Below are 16,359 nucleotides of genomic sequence, written 5' to 3' on the forward strand. Positions count from 1 at the left end.
CAGGGCAAGGCCAGCTGATACACGCCCTGGAAGAATAGATAGGAGGTCACTGCGACATCCAAGTGAAATCCGGAATGAGAATCGTGACCCACGGCAACGGCATCGTTCTCGGGTGGAACGGTTTCATGGCCTCCGTCTCCTCCATCTGTAAGGCCAGCGCGTAATCCGGCGTCACGTATCATGATCACCACATGAGTACGTGACATATCCGGGTGGCCCCCCACAGGGGTGGGTCACCCCGGCTCTGGTCGCTTCCATGAAACAACCGTATTCGCGCAAGGATCAGGATGCCTAAGAATCTGGCAGAACTCGCCCGCGCGGCTCTGACGGCCAAGCACACGCTGGGTGCTGCCGCACCGCGCGCCCTGCCTACCCGCCGCGACAGTACGTCCACGGGCGCCGTCGTCGACACATGCATACGCGACGGTCTCGGCTTTGTCCTCCTTTCTCACCGGCGCAAAGACGCCTGCTTCGCCGAAGAGCTCTACTTCTCGACCCAACTGGATGACGCAAGCTGGACAGCATCCGAACACCTCTCCGGTGGCGCCGTGGGAATCGATCCGACCAACGCCCGGGACATCACGGAAATTCTGAGCGGTAGGTCCTTGGTGGTGTTCGGTGAATCCGAGACGGATTTGTTCACGGGCCGACCTCAAGCCGACGATGGATATGAACTGCTGCGCTTCATTGAATTGCTCGTGGATAAGGAAGTCAGCCATCTGGAAATCGAGAGCGCGTCACCAGATGCTGACGCTGGACGCAGCCTGATCCATAAGCCGCTCATCTCTCAAGTAGCGCTCCTCGCGCTCTTTCCAGGCGAACGTTTCACCATTCGCGCGATGGGGGGGAAGGGGTTACTTCCTGCCCCCTTGGCGAGCCGTACGAGCTGACCGGCTCCGATCTCGGGCACGTAGCCGACTCGCCGACCTGGGTTAAGGACTCATCGAGGACGGAGCCGGAAGCCTGACCGCGATTCGTCAGCGGGGTCCGGTCGTCCAACGCTGCGGCGATCCAACCGTGATGGGCCCCGCTGAGGTTGGATGAGGGGGCGCGGTGACGCTGCGGCTGCTCCGGGTTCCATGCAACCAAGGGCTGCGAGGATGCCTTCTCTTCTGGGTGAATTCCCAGTCTTCGAGCGGGACATGTAGGCCTCGGCCGGCCGGGTCAAGCCGAAGGGGATGTTTGTGCCGCGGACCCACGAGGTGTGTCTAGGCGCGGGTGGATCCGTCCGCGTACCGTGTCGGGGTTTGGGCCCAAGCGGTGGAAGCGCCGCCACAACACCAAGCACGGTAAGGCGGCGCGTGCGTAAGTTTCTGCTATGACTCCCGGGCGTTGCGCTGTCGGCGTGCGCGCTCGAACTCGGCGACGTCCGACATCCAGGGGCCGTGTTGTTCGAGTGCGGCGTAGCCGCCGCGGACGAAGATGCTCACCAGGTTCCGGTACCCGCTGATCCCGTCGACCAGGCCGTACTCGACCCGATACTCCGGATCCGACCCGCCTTCGCCTGCGCGCAGTGTCGTGATCCGGGCGATGGAGTCCGCGTAGAAGTGGAGCTGGATCCCTTCGCCCATCTCCTCGTCCTCGATGGTGAACACTTCGTTGTCGGCGGCAGAGCGATCGCCGACGAACTCCCAGAACTCCGCGGCGGCAGTGCGGGGACTGTCCCGTTGCCACTTCTTCTCGACGCCCTTGTCGTCGGTGAACGACAGGACCGTCCTGCTCGTACTTCCGCCGAAGTCGGCGAGGTGGCCGGCGGTCTCCTCGTCTTCCTCCATGGGCGCGTTCCTAGAACGGTTCGCCGCCTCCGAGCACATCAGGAAGCTCACGGTACGTACCGCGTCATCGACGAGTTCAGGGTGCGCACGGCGCACGGCCGCTTCGACGGTGGTCTGCATCCGTTCCCAGTCGCGCTTGTCCGTGGCGCGCTTTCCCCGTCGCGGATCGCGGCCGATCCGCATCCCGGCGCACGCCTGCTCCGCAGTGGCGATCACCCGCATGACCTCGGGCAGCAGCGCGGGGGCGACGGCATCAGGCATCCGCCTCGGAACCGTCGCGCCGTGCAGATACTGGCCCGTGTACCGCAGCATCGCGGCGTCCAGTGGACCGAGTACAGCTCCGCGCTGGGCGCGACGGCGGTCCGCGTGGTACTCCTGAGTCCGTTTCTCGTTCGACGTCTCTGTCGCCGCGCGCATCGCCGCGTACACCTGACCGTGCTTAAGCAGCCCGATGTCGGCCCCGTGGGCGATGAGCCGGATCCTGTCCCATCGGATGCGCCGGAAGAGCGCGTCGACGTCCGCGGGCGCGGCGAGGAGGATCGGGTCCAGGAGCGCGGCGGCAGCGTTCTCGTCGAGCCGGCCTCGGGTTCCGGCGGCGTCGCACAGGGGAAGGACCGCACTCCACAGCAGCAGGTGTCTGGCCAGGTCCTCCCGGATCACCGCAAGATGGGCTTCGCTGATCGAGAACGTGAACGTGCGAGGCGCGTGGTTGGCGTCGGCTCCGGCACCGAGCCTCAGCTTCAGTTCGCCGTCCTCGCGTATCACGTTCGGGATCCAGCCGCTTTTGCGCGTGAAAACGATGTCGCTCATGGATTCAGTCTTTCCTGGAACGGCACGGGCTGGCAGCACGGCGATGTTGCAGCCTCATCCCGCTCGATCCGTTCGCGGCCACTCGGTTCACGACCACCGTGCGAATTCGATGTCGAGGCTCTGCTCGTTCGGGGCCCGGCCCGAGGGCAGTCCGTCAGACACTCGCCTTATCGCTCACCTGGTGGGGTGCGGGTCGTTACTGCGAGAGGCACCCCCGGCAGCGGGGTCCGGGATGGTGTGTCGCGTGAAGGCCCACAGGGCGAGCCCCAGGCAGCTGAACGCGGAACCCAGTACGCATACCGCGCCCCAGCCGGCCAGCGTGTAGAGGAAGGTCGCGGCGATGGCGCCGATGGCGCTGCCGATCGAGTAGAAGACCATGTATCCGCCGATCAGTCGGCTGCCCGCGTCCGGGTGCAGCGCGTAGATCAGGGTCTGGTTGGTGACGTGGACCGCCTGTACAGCGAGGTCGAGAAGGATCACCCCGACGATCAGGGTCCAGAGCGAGTTGCGGGTGAAGGACAAGGGGAGCCACGAGGCGGTGAGCAGTGCCAGGGCGATGCCGGTGGTTTGCCGGGAGAGTCCGCGGTCATTGAGGCGGCCGGCGGCGGTCGCGGCCAGGGCGCCGACGACACCGATCAGTCCCAGGGCCCCGATCGCGCTGTGGGACAGGAAATACGGGGCCTCGCTGAGGGGCAGCGCGATGCTGCTCCACAGCGTGCTGAAGGCGGCGAAGATCAGCAAACCGAACAAGGCTCGGAGCCGCAGCAGTCGTTCCGTTGCGAACAGGGTGATCGTGGAGCGCAGGAGTTGTCCGTAGCGCAGGATCGTCGGTGGCGCGTCACTGTGGTGTGGCAGTACGCGGTACAGGACCAGGGTGAGCAGCGCGGTGAGCGACGCTGAGACGAGGTAGACGGAGCGCCAGCCCGCGAGATCGGCCAGGAGGCCGGATACGGTGCGGGCGAGCAGGATTCCGATGACCACTCCGCTGGTGACCAGACCGACGACCCGTCCGCGTTCGGCGGGAGGGGCCAGTGATGCGGCGAAAGCCATCAGAGTTTGCGTGACGACCGCGAGAAGTCCCACCGCGGCCATGCCCGCGAGCAGGATCGCTGCCGTGTGGGCGGTGGCTACGACGGCCAGCGCCACCACGAGGAGGAGTAGTTGGGTGACGATGAGCCGTCTGCGGTCGGCCACGTCGCCCAGCGGTACGAGCAAGAAGAGTCCCAGCCCGTAGCCGACCTGCGTGAGGGTGACCACGCTGCCGACGAGCGCCGGGCTCATGGCCAGGTCGTGGCCCATGGTCACCAACAGCGGCTGGGAGAAGTAGACGTTGGCCACTGCGGCCCCGCAGGCGACGGCGAACAGTATGACGACGCCACGGGGCAGGACGACCTCGGAGCCCTCCCTGCTGCGGTGATCGATCCGTCGAGTCACAGCCTCACCTTTGCCGGGCACCAGCACTCCTCCGCGCATTTGGTTGCAACTTGCCACCGGCCATGACCGTAACTATTTTGGTAGCATGTTGCAACCGTCGAGGAAGAGGGATGCCATGGTGACCAGGACGCGCTTCGACGACAGCGACTGTCCCGTTGCCCGGTCGGTGGACGCGATCGGCGACTGGTGGTCGCTGCTGATTGTGCGAGACGCCTTCGACGGAAGCCGGCGCTTCGGGGAGTTCCAGCGCAGCCTCGGCGTGGCGAAGAACATCCTCGCCACGCGACTGCGCACTCTGGTCGATGGCGGTGTTCTTGAATCCGTCCCCGCCTCGGACGGCAGCGCCTACCGCGAGTACGTACTGACTCCGAAGGGCGAGGCGCTCTTCCCCGTCATCGTGGCGCTGCGGCAGTGGGGCGAACAGAACTTCTTCGCCCCCGACGAACCCCACTCGCAGTTGGTCGACCGTCGGCAGGGACAGCCCCTCCGCCCGCTGGAAGTGCTCTCCGCGGATGGGCAACGGCTGAACCCCGACGACACCACCGTCCACAAGGTTTCCACCCAGTGATCTGCGCCGGAGACCCGGCGCCCACACGTCGCTGGAGTGGAATCCCCACTGCGTCACCCGCCCGCTGGTTGGCGAGGACTTACCTGGGTTTCAAACGGAGCAACTCTGAGGACAACCCGAGCACTGCGTGGGGAGATCCAGGATCCAGGGTTCTGGCCACAGTTCCGTGAATACGTAAGTCAGGGGCGGCATGCGGTCGCGGTCGCGGTAGAGCTCGGCGGCCGTCTCCGTCAACGGCTGTGCCAGCGGGTGTGGTTGAAGGCGGCGCGGATTCCCGCAGGCCCTGGCGGATCAACGGAAGGCGTCGGCGTTCTCCGAAGCCCACTGCCGGAACGGGCGAGCCGGCGTTGCGGTGACCTGGGAAACCGTGTCGCGCACCATCAGCAGCTCGGGGTTCACGTCTCCACCAGTGACGTCCAGTACCGCGTCCGCGGCCACAACCCCGAAGACCGCGACCATCTGCGCGTGGGCCTGTCGACGGCTGATCTCGGCGAAGGGAACCTCCCGACCCAGTACCGCCGCGATGGCCTCGACCTGCTGTCGGGCGGTTATCGGCTCCGGCCCGGTCAAGGCATACGTACGTCCGTGGTGGCCGGGCTCGGTCAGTGCCACCCGTGCCACCGATGCGATGTCCGCGGGATGGATGGTCGGCAGCGCGGTCTCGGCGTACGGCGCGCGGACGGTCTCGCGGTCACGGATGGACGCAGCCCACATCATGGCGTTCGACGCGAACTGTGTCGGCCGCAGGATCGTCCAGGCCATTCCGGTTTCCTTGAGCAGTTGCTCCACCGCCCGGTTCTCGTCGGCGGGGCCGAGGTGCGGGTGGGTCTGGACGGTGATGGACGACACCAGTACGACGTGCTCCACCCCTGCCTGCCGGGCGGCTTCGAGAATGTCGGCGTCCGAGCCCAGGCGCGACACAAGAAACAGCGAACGCACCCCCTCCAGTGCGGGCTTCAACGACACCGGCTCTGCGAAGTCGCCCTCCACAGCCTCGACCCCCTGGGGGAAGACGGCCCGTGCGGCATCACGGGTGAGTCCTCTCAGCGGTCCGACGCCACGTGCGTGCAGCTCCTTGAGCAGGGCACTGCCTATGTTTCCAGTGGCTCCGGTCACCAGGATCACGAGCGTGTCTCCCATCGTCAGATGATCGAGTAGGCGACACGCTAGAACCTCAATCATGCTTCAGGTCAAGAAGACGTCTGGCTATGCCCGCGAGACGGAGCGACCCGAAGACGACGCCCTGACGCCCTGTTGACCTGTCGACCGCTGTGCCGTGCGGGAACGCGGCGAGGCTCCTGGCTGCCCGTGCGGTTCGCGCCGTCCGGTGCGGTGACCGGGGCATCAACTATCCGTCGCCGCGGTGAGTCGGCCCTGAGAAGTGCCTGGGGCCGGCGGGTCGGGGCGTGCCTCCGCGTCGTTCATCGCACGGCCGCAAACCGTCCCCCAGCCAGCGCGCTCCACGAGGTGGGCGGCCGCCTTGCAGCTTCGCGTGATCGACAAGGCTCTTGGCCGGCACGCCACGGGGGCGCCACCCACCGGGACCCTGGGCTCGCCACGCTGACACGTCAACGAGAGGCCCGTGTTGCCGCCTCTTGGGGTGGTTTACCGACCATTGCCCGATCATGCGCACGCAGGCCGCGAACACTGGTGGCAGGTGGCGCGAGGTCATCGGGCAGGGGGGCGGCATGGCTGAGGGCACGGTTCTGGTGGCGGTGGCGGAACATCCAAACGACAGGTGCGCCACCGCTGGGCAGTTGACGCGTATCGCCGAGGGGATCCGGGCGAGCGGCCTTCAGGTCCGGTGGGTGGCGAGCGTCTCGGACGCCGAGGCGGTGCTCAGGACGGAGGCCGGTCTGGCCGCCGCGGTGGTGGCCTGGGATCTTCCGCCCGGGGCCGAGGAAGGGCCGGCCGGCGCGACCGTTCTGCAGAGGATCGGACGCCGGTTCCAGAATCTGCCGGTGTTCCTGGTCATGGCCGACGAAGGGCTGGGCGAACTGCCGCTGTGGGTGTCGCAGTCAGTGGTGGGTTACCTGTGGCCGCTGGAGGACACGCCGGCGTTCATCGCGGGGCGGATCACCACCGCCGCGCGTGCCTACCAGGACGCCCTGCTCCCGCCGTTCTTCAAAGCGCTGCGGCGCTTCGACGACGCGCACGAGTACTCATGGCACACCCCGGCGCACTCCGGCGGCGTCGCCTTCCTCAAGTCGCCCGTGGGCCGGGCCTTCCACGACTACTTCGGGGAGCGGCTGCTGCGCAGCGACCTGTCGATCTCGGTGGGGGAACTCGGCTCCCTGTTCGAGCACACCGGTCCCATCGGTGAGGCGGAACGCAACGCCGCGCGGGTCTTCGGTTCCGACCGTACGTACTTCGTCCTGCACGGCGACTCCACCTGCAACCGTCTGGTGGGGCACTTCAGTGTGACGCGTGACGAGATCGCCCTGGTGGACCGCAACTGTCACAAGTCGGTCCTGCACGGCCTGGTCGTCTCCGGTGCCCGACCGGTGTACCTGGTCCCGACCCGCAACGGCTACGGGCTAGCCGGGCCGCTGCCGCCCGCCGAGATCGCGGCGGACTCGGTTGCGGCGAGAATCGCGAGGAACCCTCTCTCCGTGGGCGCGGTGTCGCCGCGGGCCCAGTACGCGGTATTCACCAACTCCACGTATGACGGCCTGTGTTACGACGCGTCGGCCGCGGCCCGGGCCTTCGCGGCCAGCACTCCCCGGCTGCACTTCGACGAGGCGTGGTTCGCGTACGCCCGCTTCCATCCCCTCTACGCGGGGCGCTACGGCATGTCCGTGGACGAGGAGACGTTCCCCGGCCCCGACCGGCCGACGGTCTTCGCCACTCAGTCCACGCACAAGCTGCTGGCGGCGCTGTCACAGTCAGCCATGGTGCACGTCCGGCCCGCCCCGCGGGCGCCGGTGGAGCACGACCGGTTCAACGAGGCCCTGATGATGCACGGCACGACATCGCCCTCGTACCCGATGATCGCCTCGCTGGACGTGGCCACGGCGATGATGGACGGTCCGCAAGGGCAGTGGCTGATCGACGAGGCGGTCACGGAGGCGGTCCGCTTCCGCCAGGAGATGGTGCGGATCGGGCGGCGGATCGAGGCCGCCGGGGACCGGCCGCCCTGGTTCTTCGGGGTGTGGCAGCCGGACGAGGTGACCGACCCCGCGAACGGGACGCGGCTTCCGTTCGACGAGGCTCCGGCCGAGTTGCTGCGGACCGAGGCGTCCTGCTGGCACCTCGCACCCGACGCGGACTGGCACGGCTTCCCCGGCTTGACCGACGGCTACTGCATGCTCGATCCGATCAAGGTCACCTTGACCTGCCCGGGAGTCGACGCGACCGGTGTGATGTCCGACTGGGGCATCCCGGCACGGATCCTCACCGCCTATCTGAGTACGCGCGGCATCGTCGTGGAGAAGACCGACAGCTACACCACGCTGGTGCTGTTCTCCATGGGCATCACCAAGGGCAAGTGGGGCACGCTGCTGGACGCCCTGATGGACTTCAAGGACCTCTACGACGGTGACACCCCGCTGGAGCGGGTGCTGCCGGCCCTGGTCGCCGAGCACCCGCGGCGCTACGCGGGGCGGAGCCTGCGCGACCTCTGCCAGGAGATGCACGCCCACCTGCGCGACGCCCGCCTGGTCGAACTGCTCGACACGGCCTTCCAACAACTCCCGGAGCCTGTCACGCCGCCCCAGCTGTGCTACGAGCGTCTGATCCGCGGCGGCACGGACCGCATCCCCCTGGCGGACGCGCCAGGCCGGGTCGCCGCGGCGATGGTCACGGTGACGCCGCCCGGTATCCCGGTCCTCATGCCGGGCGAAAGCATCGGAGCCGAAGACGGCCCCCTGCTCCGCTACCTCGGCGCCCTGGAGTCCTTCGACCGTCACTTCCCCGGCTTCGGCAGCGAGACGCACGGGGTGACCCGTGCCCCCGACACCGGCGACTATCTGATCGAGTGCCTGCGCCCGGACGAGCAGGACGGCCCCCTCGGCGCCACGACGCCGGCGCAACGACGGGGGCAGTCACGGACGGCGGAGCCCGACCGACGCTGACAACCTGCTGCACGAGGGGCATGCCATAGCGACGGGCATCGGCTGTCTCGGGTGACGTGACGTCTGGTGCTCTGGACGGACTTGCCCTCAGGGGCGGGGCCGGAGCGCGGGATCGTCGAGCCGGTTTTGCATTCCTCATAGGGGATGCCGGGGGAGTGGCGTATGGAAGTTGCCTCCTGGAAGGCTGACGAACGAGGACGGGGCGATGACCGAGGGGCGTGCACTCCGCCTGGCGGGCACCCCAGCCGACACGCTCGGCGGTCCGTCTGTGTCGCCTGGGGGTAACCCCCAGCACCGCCCCTGAGGACAGCAGGCCGCACGTCGGGGGGAGAGCCGGATGGGCCGATCCCTTCATCACTGGTGGGATGGTCGTCGGCCACTCGTTCCGGGGGGTGCAAGACACCCGGGGGCCGCTGCCTGGGCGCTGAACACGCCGGCACCCGAACAGGACGGGGATCATCGTGCGTTCGGCACCGGCACCGGCACCGGCACCGGCACCGGCACCGGCACCGGCACCGGTATCGACGTCACGGTGCTCAATCCGAGTATGGCGGTCGGCTCCGGATCGGTCATCAGCACCGCGCATGACCTGAACCGGTTCTACGCCGCGCTGCTCGGCGGCCGTCTGCTGGCTCCGGTGCAACTGGACGAGATGACGACCACCGTGAACGCGCCCGAGCTGGGCGTGCGGTACGGACTCGGTCTCGCCGAGATCCCGTTGTCCTGTGGCGGCAGCTACTTCGGCCACCGGGGCGAACTGCTCGGCTACATCACCTGGGGCGGCGCCACTCGAGACGGTACCCGGACCGCCGTGGTGTACGTCAGCAGTGACGGCGGTCAGGACACCGAGCAGGCCATGCTCACCCTCGTGGACCAGGAACTGTGCCGGACGGGCCCGAGACCAGTACGGTCCCGGGCCCATTCAGTTGCGCGCTCGCCGAGGCTGCTTCGGCCTGCGCTCACGCTTCCTTGAGCTTGGTCACGATCCACTCGCCGAGTTCCGGGGTCATCACCGTGTGGCCTTCGTTGGCGGTGGCGCAGAGAAAGTCGTGGAGGTCGCTGGAAACGGCATCGACCTTGCTGTAGAGGGTGTCGTGGTCGTCGATGCCGCCTGTCGCGACGGCGCTGACGGTGGGGACGAAGGTGGAGGCGTTGTAAGTGGGTTGCGTCGTGCCTCCGTTGAGGAGGTTGGCCAGCATGGCGGCCACCCCGAAGTTGGAGGCGCCGCCGAGGAGCTCGGGGAAGAGGCCGCCGGGAGCGCCGTCGAGCTCAGGGAAGCCTGTGGTGTTGATCGTGATCTCGGCCTGCTCCGGTTCCCGCATCCGGGCGACAGTCCTGCTTCCCCGGCCCTGGGTGCGCAGTTGCGCGGCCACCGTCGGCCCGGAGGATTCCAGCGCGGGTGTGTCGGCGGGGATGTTGTTTCCGGCGCCGGTTCCTGTTCCGTTGGAGACGCCGAGCAGGCGGGGGATCTGCGGCCAGTCCCCCATCCGCTCCAGTGCGTCCAGGAAGTCGGTCCGTGCCTGGTCCTGGCCGGCGGCGACGTCGAGGGTGATGTCGGTTCCGGTCGCGAGGTGCCAGCGCAGCATCTGGCGGGCGGCGGGGCTGTTGATCAGGTCGGAGTAGAGGTTGTAGAGCGGCTTTCCTTCTCCTCCCCAGCGGTCCTTCACGTAGTGGGCGAAGGCCTGGACCCCAAGGGGCAGCCACGCGCCGCGGTGGGGAGCGTCGTAGGAGAGGTAGGTGGAGGTCTCGTGCTGCATCCGCTGGCGCTCCAGCTTGGCCAGGGCGTAGCGGGTGACCAGCCCTCCCATGCTGAAGCCGCCCACCGTCAGCGGGGCGCTGCCGGTGCGGTCGGCGATGGTCCGCAAGATGCACTCGATCGCGACTTCGGCGTTGTCGGGGATGGCCGCACTGCGGTCGTCGAAGCCCAGCAGGATGACGTCGAAGCCGCTGTCGCGCAGTGTGGAGATGAAGGGGTAGGCGCCGTTCTCCAGACCGTCGTACAGCAGGTCGACGTTGGTCGCTCCGGGGGAGAAGCCGTCGGAGAGGATCACCGGCCGCTTGACGTGTTCCTGGTCGGACGAGCTGTGGAAGACCCAGGCGGTCCCGTTGCGCAGATCCCACGTGGCGTCCGAGGGAGCGGCTTGCGTGGCTGTGGACTCAGTCCCCGGAGGGGTACCCCAAATACTGACGACAGGCTTGGACATACTTCGACGTCTCCTTTGTGCCGCGGCGAACATGCCGAACACAGCCATCGTCCCGACGCGAGCACCCATGCTCCGCCGAACCGCATGAGATCACCCTTCCGGGGATGTAACGGTCCTTTTCACTCCCTGATGCGCGCCTCTCGTACACGGACACGCCCCCCGATCCAATGGGATGACCACTCGATAGGCCTTTGCGAACTGGTACTTACCTTGCCATTTGGTCGATCCGCGGCTGCGCGTCCGTTTCGAGGCGGCGTGGCGCTGATCGAGGGAATTACGCAGGACCTGGCCCGAGGTGGCCAGGGCGACGCAAGCCGGGCACGAGGGGGGCGGCGCTGACCGACAGCAATCGAGCCAACCGCGCATCGGGACAGCCGCTGCACCCTCGGTGCATTGGCCGACTCTTGTCGCGGCTCGATTCGTGCTGCGTCTCGAATGTCCTGCGGTCGAGGTGTGAGGCCCGGGTTACGGCGCCGCAGACCGCACGAGTCCACGGTGCGTGCGACGGCGGCAGGCTCGGGTGCCACCGCCTCGCGGGGTTCAGCGACGCGAGCGGTGCGGGTCGGAGGAGGGCCTGGAGGCCGTCGGCGGGGGTGAGGCCGGCGCCAGCTCGCCTCCCCTATCGGCGGCCCCGGCCCCGGCCCCGTCGGCCCGGCGGCCGAAATGACCGCCGGTGTCTACACGAGGTTCGTTCGTGACGCCGAGGGCACGCGCAATCCATGACCCGTGACAGCAGGGCGTACTGCTACCTCACCGACCCCCTCGGCTCCGTCGTCGGCATGCGAGGCCGCAATTCAAGGGTGAAGGCCGACTATGGATCTCACACTGATGCTCGTCGCCGGGATCGTCGGAGCCGTTTGCGGAGGCATTTCCGTGGTCGTCGCCGGCAGAAGGAGACGCCGACCGTAGTCCTCGGTCGCCTGCTGACGCGCTGCTTCAGATAGCACTACTGGGCAGCCCGACCTGCGGATGGAGCCGAAAAACCACGCATTCGACCCTGGCGGAGCTGCCCCTGCCTGCCCCGCACCATGGAAAGCGGGACAGCGTCCGTGGATGGCCGGCGTTGAGTAACTGGATGACGACTGGTTCAGATCTGATTGCTCTTGTTCCGTGCGTTTCAGAAAGCCAGGAATGCTGCTCGCTGGTCGGCTAGCTTCACGACGTCTTCGGGAAGTGCGGGGGCGAATATGTCGACTGTCTCAGAGATGCTGCTCGTGCCTCTGACGGGCGGACGTATGCCTCCCGTCCGTTGGTGAACTGCTTTAGCTGCCAAGAAGGGTGCACGTTGGGCGGGCCTCTTGGCAGCACGGCAGGCGGCCCTCGCGGTCCAGTTGCTGTCGGGCCGGTGTGAGGTAGTCCGGGTAGTCGGCTCCGGAGCGGTCGAACATGCTCTCCTCCTGCTCTGCGGGACCAGCCGGCTCTGCGGGACCAGCCGGGACCGCCACTCGCGTGTTCGAATACTAGTTCGATATGGTGAAGGCATGGAGCAAGCCCCCTTCCCCCACGACCTCATCCAGCTGCAGGTGGCATGGAACCGCACCTACGCCGCCCTCGCCGCACCCCGCCCCACGGCCGGGCACGCGGAACTCCGGCGGCGCCTGGTGGTGCTGTCGACCCGTCTGTATTGGCATCCGTTCTGGTCGGGGCCGGGCCGTACTCCGGCCGCGCGGGCGCGGCTGCGCATCCACGCCCGCCCTTCGAGTGCCCAGTCGCGCGCGCACGCTTGCCCAAGGGCAGGGGCCGCGCAGTGAACCTGGGACCTGCGCACCTGTCCGAGCGGGAGGCCCGGCCGCTCGCGGAAGCGGCCACCGGCCGGCGCCGTGTAGTTCGGGCATGACCGGTCTCCTCACTTCTCACGCAGGGCGGGGTCGGGGTGGGCGCCTTCGCTCTCGACGCGGTATTCACGGCCGAACATCTCGTTGTGCTGCGTGATCACCCGCTCGCTGGGTGGCGCCTCGCCGCCGTGGAGCTGCTCCTGCATCTTCTCGAACCGTTCGTGCGCTTCCCGGACGTATCCGGCGCCGAGCGTCGTCAGGTCGATCTGCGTGTCGAGCAGCCCGCGCAGGTAGGCCTTGTCCGGCTCGAAGGCCAGGACGGGGGGCAGCTGCGGTGCCAGAACCGACTGCGGGTCACGTCCGTCATGACGGCGCATCAGATCGCAGGCGATGTGCAGGTGTTCCAGTTCCTGGTTGAGGTGCAGCTCCCAGATCGCCTTGACCTTGGGGTCGCTCTCCTGCTCCATGAAGGAGTAGTAGAGGTAGCACTCGTTGTACTCGTGGTTGACCAGCTGCTCCCACCACGTCTCACCCGGGTCGACGAGGGACTCGTAGTGGGTGACGTGCTCCTCCTCGATGAGCCCGATCTCCTGATAGAGCTGTCGGGCGATCGGCTCCATGTAGGTGGGGCCGGTGTTCATGTAGAAGTTCATGGTCTGCTGCTCGGCCGACATGATCGTCAGCGCGTGCAGTTTCGACAGCGGGTTCGTCCCGTCCTTGGCGTACGGGTCGCGGACGTTGTCCGCCGGGTCGCGATGGTGGTACTTCGTCGGCCGGCCCGGCATGACCTCGGTCAGGCCCTCGACGATCGCGTCCGCCTTGCGGTGCTCGATCATCTCGTACAGGTTCGCGTACCGGTACAGGTGGTCGAAGTCCTCCAGCACGCCGAACTGGTAGGCCTGCTGCAGGTAGGGGTCCGGTTCCATACGGGCGACCCAGGCGGTGAGGTCGACGGCCACCTGCTCGTAGGCGATCGTCGTCTCCAGCACCGACGCCACCCCGGGCAGCAGCCAGTTCACTGCCCGGGACGCCGACTCTGCTACGGCGACAGCCGCATTCTTCGGGAGCTCGGAGGCCTGCCTCTGTGCAGGATCGGCGCGCTGACGATTGTTCGAGCGGCGGCCGGCGCCGCGGTGACGTCGGCCGCGACGTCGCCTGCGAGCTCGAAGGCCAGGCCGGCACCCTCTCCGCGATGGAGGGGACGGAGAGCCGTCGCGCGCCCAGCTGATCCTCCGGTCGTCCGAGTATCACGCGGCGACCGTTCTGGCGAGGCTGCTGCCCGGTGGCCGTAGCCGCTCCCCTCCGGGTCCGCATCAAGATCGCGAAACCGGACCGAGGTATCAGGAGTGATCGAACAGAGTGACTACGCTCTGCGGTGCTTCCGGGCCGAAGAAGATCTCCAGGTTCTTCGCCGAGCGGCCGGCGGCGTCGCTACTGCGCAGGAACATCCGCTCTTCGTACGCGGTGAGCGCGGCCTCGATGTCGAGTTGCTCGAGCAGCTGGCCCGCCAGGTCCGCGCCGTCGTACATGGCGAGGTTCGCACCCTCGCCGGCAAAAGGCGACATCAGATGCGCGGCGTCGCCGACGAGCGTCACGCCGGGCATCCTGTCCCATGTGAGCCCGACGGGAAGGGCATAGATGGGTCGAAGCCACGGTTCCGCGTCGCTCTCTGTCACGAAGGTGGTGAGCAGTGGCGACCAGCCGTCGAACTCGTCGGCAACGTGACGGAGGCCCGTGGACGGGTCGCCGAAGTCGATCGACCTCATCCACTCCTCGGGTTTGTTCAGCGCCGCGTATCCGAGCACGCGTCCGTCGGCGTGGCGATGGGCGATGATGCCTTTGCCCGGCGCGACCGCCATCAGCGTGCCGCTGCCGATCGCCGCCACGCTCGGCCGATCGGCCTGGCCGCCTGAAGCGAGAGCGATCTCGATGAAGCAGGTTCCGCTGTAGAGGGGCGTGGCGGGGGTGAGCAGCGGACGCACCTTCGACCAGGCACCGTCCGCGCCGATGACGATATCGGCGCGCGTGGCGGGACCTTCCGCGAAGATGAGGTCGTAGCCGCCCTCCGTACGGTGCCGGACCGAGGCGAGCCTGTGCCCCCACCTGATCGTCCCGGGCGCCAGCGAGTCGATGAGCAGGCGCCTGAGATCACCACGGTCCACCTCAGGGCGGGCCGAACCGGGGTCCGCAGGCATATCGAACAGAATCATGCCGTGCCGGTCGACCACACGCTTGGCGTCCTCGCCCGGACGGACCAGAGCGAGGAACTCGTCGTACAGACCGGCTGCGCGAAGCGCGACCTGGCCGGTCTCTTCGTGGATGTCGAGCAGGCCGCCTTGCGTACGGGCTGTCGCCGAGGCCTCACCCTCGTAGATCGTCGCGGCGACGCCGTGGGCCTGAAGCACCCGGGCGAGCGTCAGCCCGCCCAGTCCCGCTCCGACAATGGCGATGGTCTTCTGCATGCTGCGCTCCTCTGTCGCACCGGCACGCGCCGGCGATGGTCAGCGCCAGGAGCGGACGGGATGTCCGGCCTCGGCAAGGAGACGCTCAACGATCAGAACCATCTGGATCGATGTACGAGCGATGTCCGGCGGAGGAACCCGTGGGACATCGTTTTTCGCGACCAGATGACTATAGCTCCCGTCGGCCTCGCGGCAGTCGGGGCGGCTCACGCGTCGAGGTACCGCACCCTGCAGTAGTAGCTAGGTGCGGTCCTGAAGAGCGCGACATACATGTCTGGGAAGGACGGATGGTGAGCCGCCGGTCGGCGGACGGGTTCCCGCGTATCTGCCGGGCGGGTGCGACCGTACGTATGCGTATGTGCTGATTGATCACATGCAGTGGCTGCGGTTCGCGGGCTTGGAGCCCGGGTCGGTGACGTGTGAGGGCTAACAAATCTTCGAGAGTGTGTGGATGTCGTGTTGTCGGGCACTCGTGTTATCGCACCGGAGTTCTGGTGTGATGCGGAGCCGGTGCCTATCGGTCGAGGGGAATGTGGGCCGCTGTGGCCCATACGTCCACGCGTCTGAGTCGGACCTGACGACAGGAACTTGAAATGATCATTCTTGGGCTTATTCTGCTCATCATCGGCTTGCTGGTCGGCGTGGGACTGCTGACGACGATCGGCGGCATCCTCATCGTGGTCGGCGCCATCCTGTGGATCCTGGGCGCGACCGGCCGCGCGGTCGGCGGACGCAAGCACTTCTTCTAGAAGCGGGGCGCCTCACCGGATCGCTGCGACGGGTGACTGTTCGTGGCTTCTTCCCCCATGGGGCAGGCCATCGCATTGATGTTCATCCGGGAGCGCGTCCTGGAGCTGGTCGGCGTAGACAGCTCCAGGGCGCGCTTCTGGCTGCCCCAGAGCGTGGTGAGCGCTTCACGGCCGAGACGGCGTACGGCCGACGGGGAACGCCTGGTTCCACCGGTGCACTTCCCGGGCACCGGCGATCGACCATGCACACGGCGTACGCACTGTCACCGAGACAAGCTCTGGCGCGCGAACACCGGCGCTTCGGGCGGCGAGTACGACGGTTACGAGTGGGTGGACCGGCAGACCCCGACCCAGGGCTAGGTCTGCGACACCGGCGGTCAGGGTACCTACGGGGTGATCGAGTCCGTCGACTCCGGCGGCGAGGCCCCCAACACGACGAGCGGGCTCGTCTTCACCCAATACGGTTGCGGGGACAGGCCGTTGTCCCTTTCGCCACGCGGACGGCACTG

11 protein-coding genes and 2 pseudogenes are annotated in these 16,359 nt (G+C 67.5%); 7 read left to right on the top strand and 6 right to left on the bottom strand.

The window, feature by feature from the left end; translation table 11 throughout:
- Positions 1-287: 287 nt before the first annotated feature.
- Complete coding sequence (locus IE278_RS02775) at positions 288-890, top strand: hypothetical protein (RefSeq protein WP_189768298.1); 603 nt, start codon at positions 288-290, stop codon at positions 888-890.
- 426 nt (positions 891-1,316) lie between these two features.
- On the opposite strand, the gene IE278_RS02780 is transcribed toward IE278_RS02775, so the two are convergent.
- Together IE278_RS02780 and IE278_RS02785 are read right to left on the bottom strand one after the other, a co-directional pair.
- On the bottom strand, positions 1,317-2,585 hold the full coding sequence (locus tag IE278_RS02780; protein WP_189768300.1) for a DUF6357 family protein: 1,269 nt from the start codon (positions 2,583-2,585) through the stop codon (positions 1,317-1,319).
- A 174-nt stretch (positions 2,586-2,759) separates the two neighbouring features.
- A complete protein-coding gene (locus IE278_RS02785) occupies positions 2,760-4,046 on the bottom strand; it encodes an MFS transporter (RefSeq protein ID WP_246569914.1) in 1,287 nt (428 codons plus the stop codon).
- An 88-nt stretch (positions 4,047-4,134) separates the two neighbouring features.
- Here IE278_RS02785 and IE278_RS02790 point away from each other — a divergent pair, with 88 nt between their 5' ends.
- Complete coding sequence (locus tag IE278_RS02790) at positions 4,135-4,587, top strand: winged helix-turn-helix transcriptional regulator (protein WP_189768304.1); 453 nt, start codon at positions 4,135-4,137, stop codon at positions 4,585-4,587.
- Between the two features lie 291 nt (positions 4,588-4,878).
- Here IE278_RS02790 and IE278_RS02795 read toward each other — a convergent pair whose 3' ends face one another.
- Entirely contained in the window at positions 4,879-5,712 is an 834-nt protein-coding gene (locus IE278_RS02795) for an SDR family oxidoreductase (RefSeq protein WP_189769049.1), read from the bottom strand.
- A 563-nt stretch (positions 5,713-6,275) separates the two neighbouring features.
- Here IE278_RS02795 and IE278_RS02800 point away from each other — a divergent pair.
- A complete protein-coding gene (locus tag IE278_RS02800; protein ID WP_189768306.1) occupies positions 6,276-8,660 on the top strand; it encodes an Orn/Lys/Arg family decarboxylase in 2,385 nt (794 codons plus the stop codon).
- A 373-nt stretch (positions 8,661-9,033) separates the two neighbouring features.
- Positions 9,034-9,552: pseudogene (locus IE278_RS02805) on the top strand (serine hydrolase); the annotation flags it as partial.
- A 67-nt stretch (positions 9,553-9,619) separates the two neighbouring features.
- Here IE278_RS02805 and IE278_RS02810 read toward each other — a convergent pair.
- Positions 9,620-10,864, bottom strand: coding sequence for an esterase/lipase family protein (locus IE278_RS02810; RefSeq protein ID WP_189768308.1), 1,245 nt, complete (start codon positions 10,862-10,864; stop codon positions 9,620-9,622).
- A 1,481-nt stretch (positions 10,865-12,345) separates the two neighbouring features.
- Between IE278_RS02810 and IE278_RS02815 the strand changes: the two genes are divergently transcribed.
- Complete coding sequence (locus IE278_RS02815; RefSeq protein ID WP_189768309.1) at positions 12,346-12,615, top strand: DUF8825 domain-containing protein; 270 nt, start codon at positions 12,346-12,348, stop codon at positions 12,613-12,615.
- A 95-nt stretch (positions 12,616-12,710) separates the two neighbouring features.
- On the opposite strand, the pseudogene IE278_RS02820 reads toward IE278_RS02815, so the two are convergent.
- Both IE278_RS02820 and IE278_RS02825 read right to left on the bottom strand, forming a co-directional pair.
- A pseudogene (locus tag IE278_RS02820) lies at positions 12,711-13,664 on the bottom strand (hypothetical protein); the annotation flags it as partial.
- Positions 13,665-13,979: 315 nt separating this feature from the next.
- Positions 13,980-15,101 (bottom strand): FAD-dependent oxidoreductase, encoded by a 1,122-nt coding sequence (locus tag IE278_RS02825; RefSeq protein WP_189768310.1) that lies wholly within the window; start codon positions 15,099-15,101, stop codon positions 13,980-13,982.
- Between the two features lie 593 nt (positions 15,102-15,694).
- On the opposite strand from IE278_RS02825, the gene IE278_RS02830 reads away from it, so the two are divergent.
- Positions 15,695-15,850 carry a hypothetical protein gene (locus IE278_RS02830; RefSeq protein ID WP_189768312.1) on the top strand — a complete coding sequence of 52 codons (156 nt, stop codon included), beginning with the start codon at positions 15,695-15,697 and terminating at the stop codon, positions 15,848-15,850.
- A 42-nt stretch (positions 15,851-15,892) separates the two neighbouring features.
- Positions 15,893-16,210 carry a hypothetical protein gene (locus IE278_RS02835; protein ID WP_189768313.1) on the top strand — a complete coding sequence of 106 codons (318 nt, stop codon included), beginning with the start codon at positions 15,893-15,895 and terminating at the stop codon, positions 16,208-16,210.
- Positions 16,211-16,359: the final 149 nt, after the last annotated feature.

It is taken from the genome of Streptomyces tauricus (assembly GCF_014650955.1).
Classification (GTDB): Bacteria; Actinomycetota; Actinomycetes; order Streptomycetales; family Streptomycetaceae; genus Streptomyces; species Streptomyces tauricus.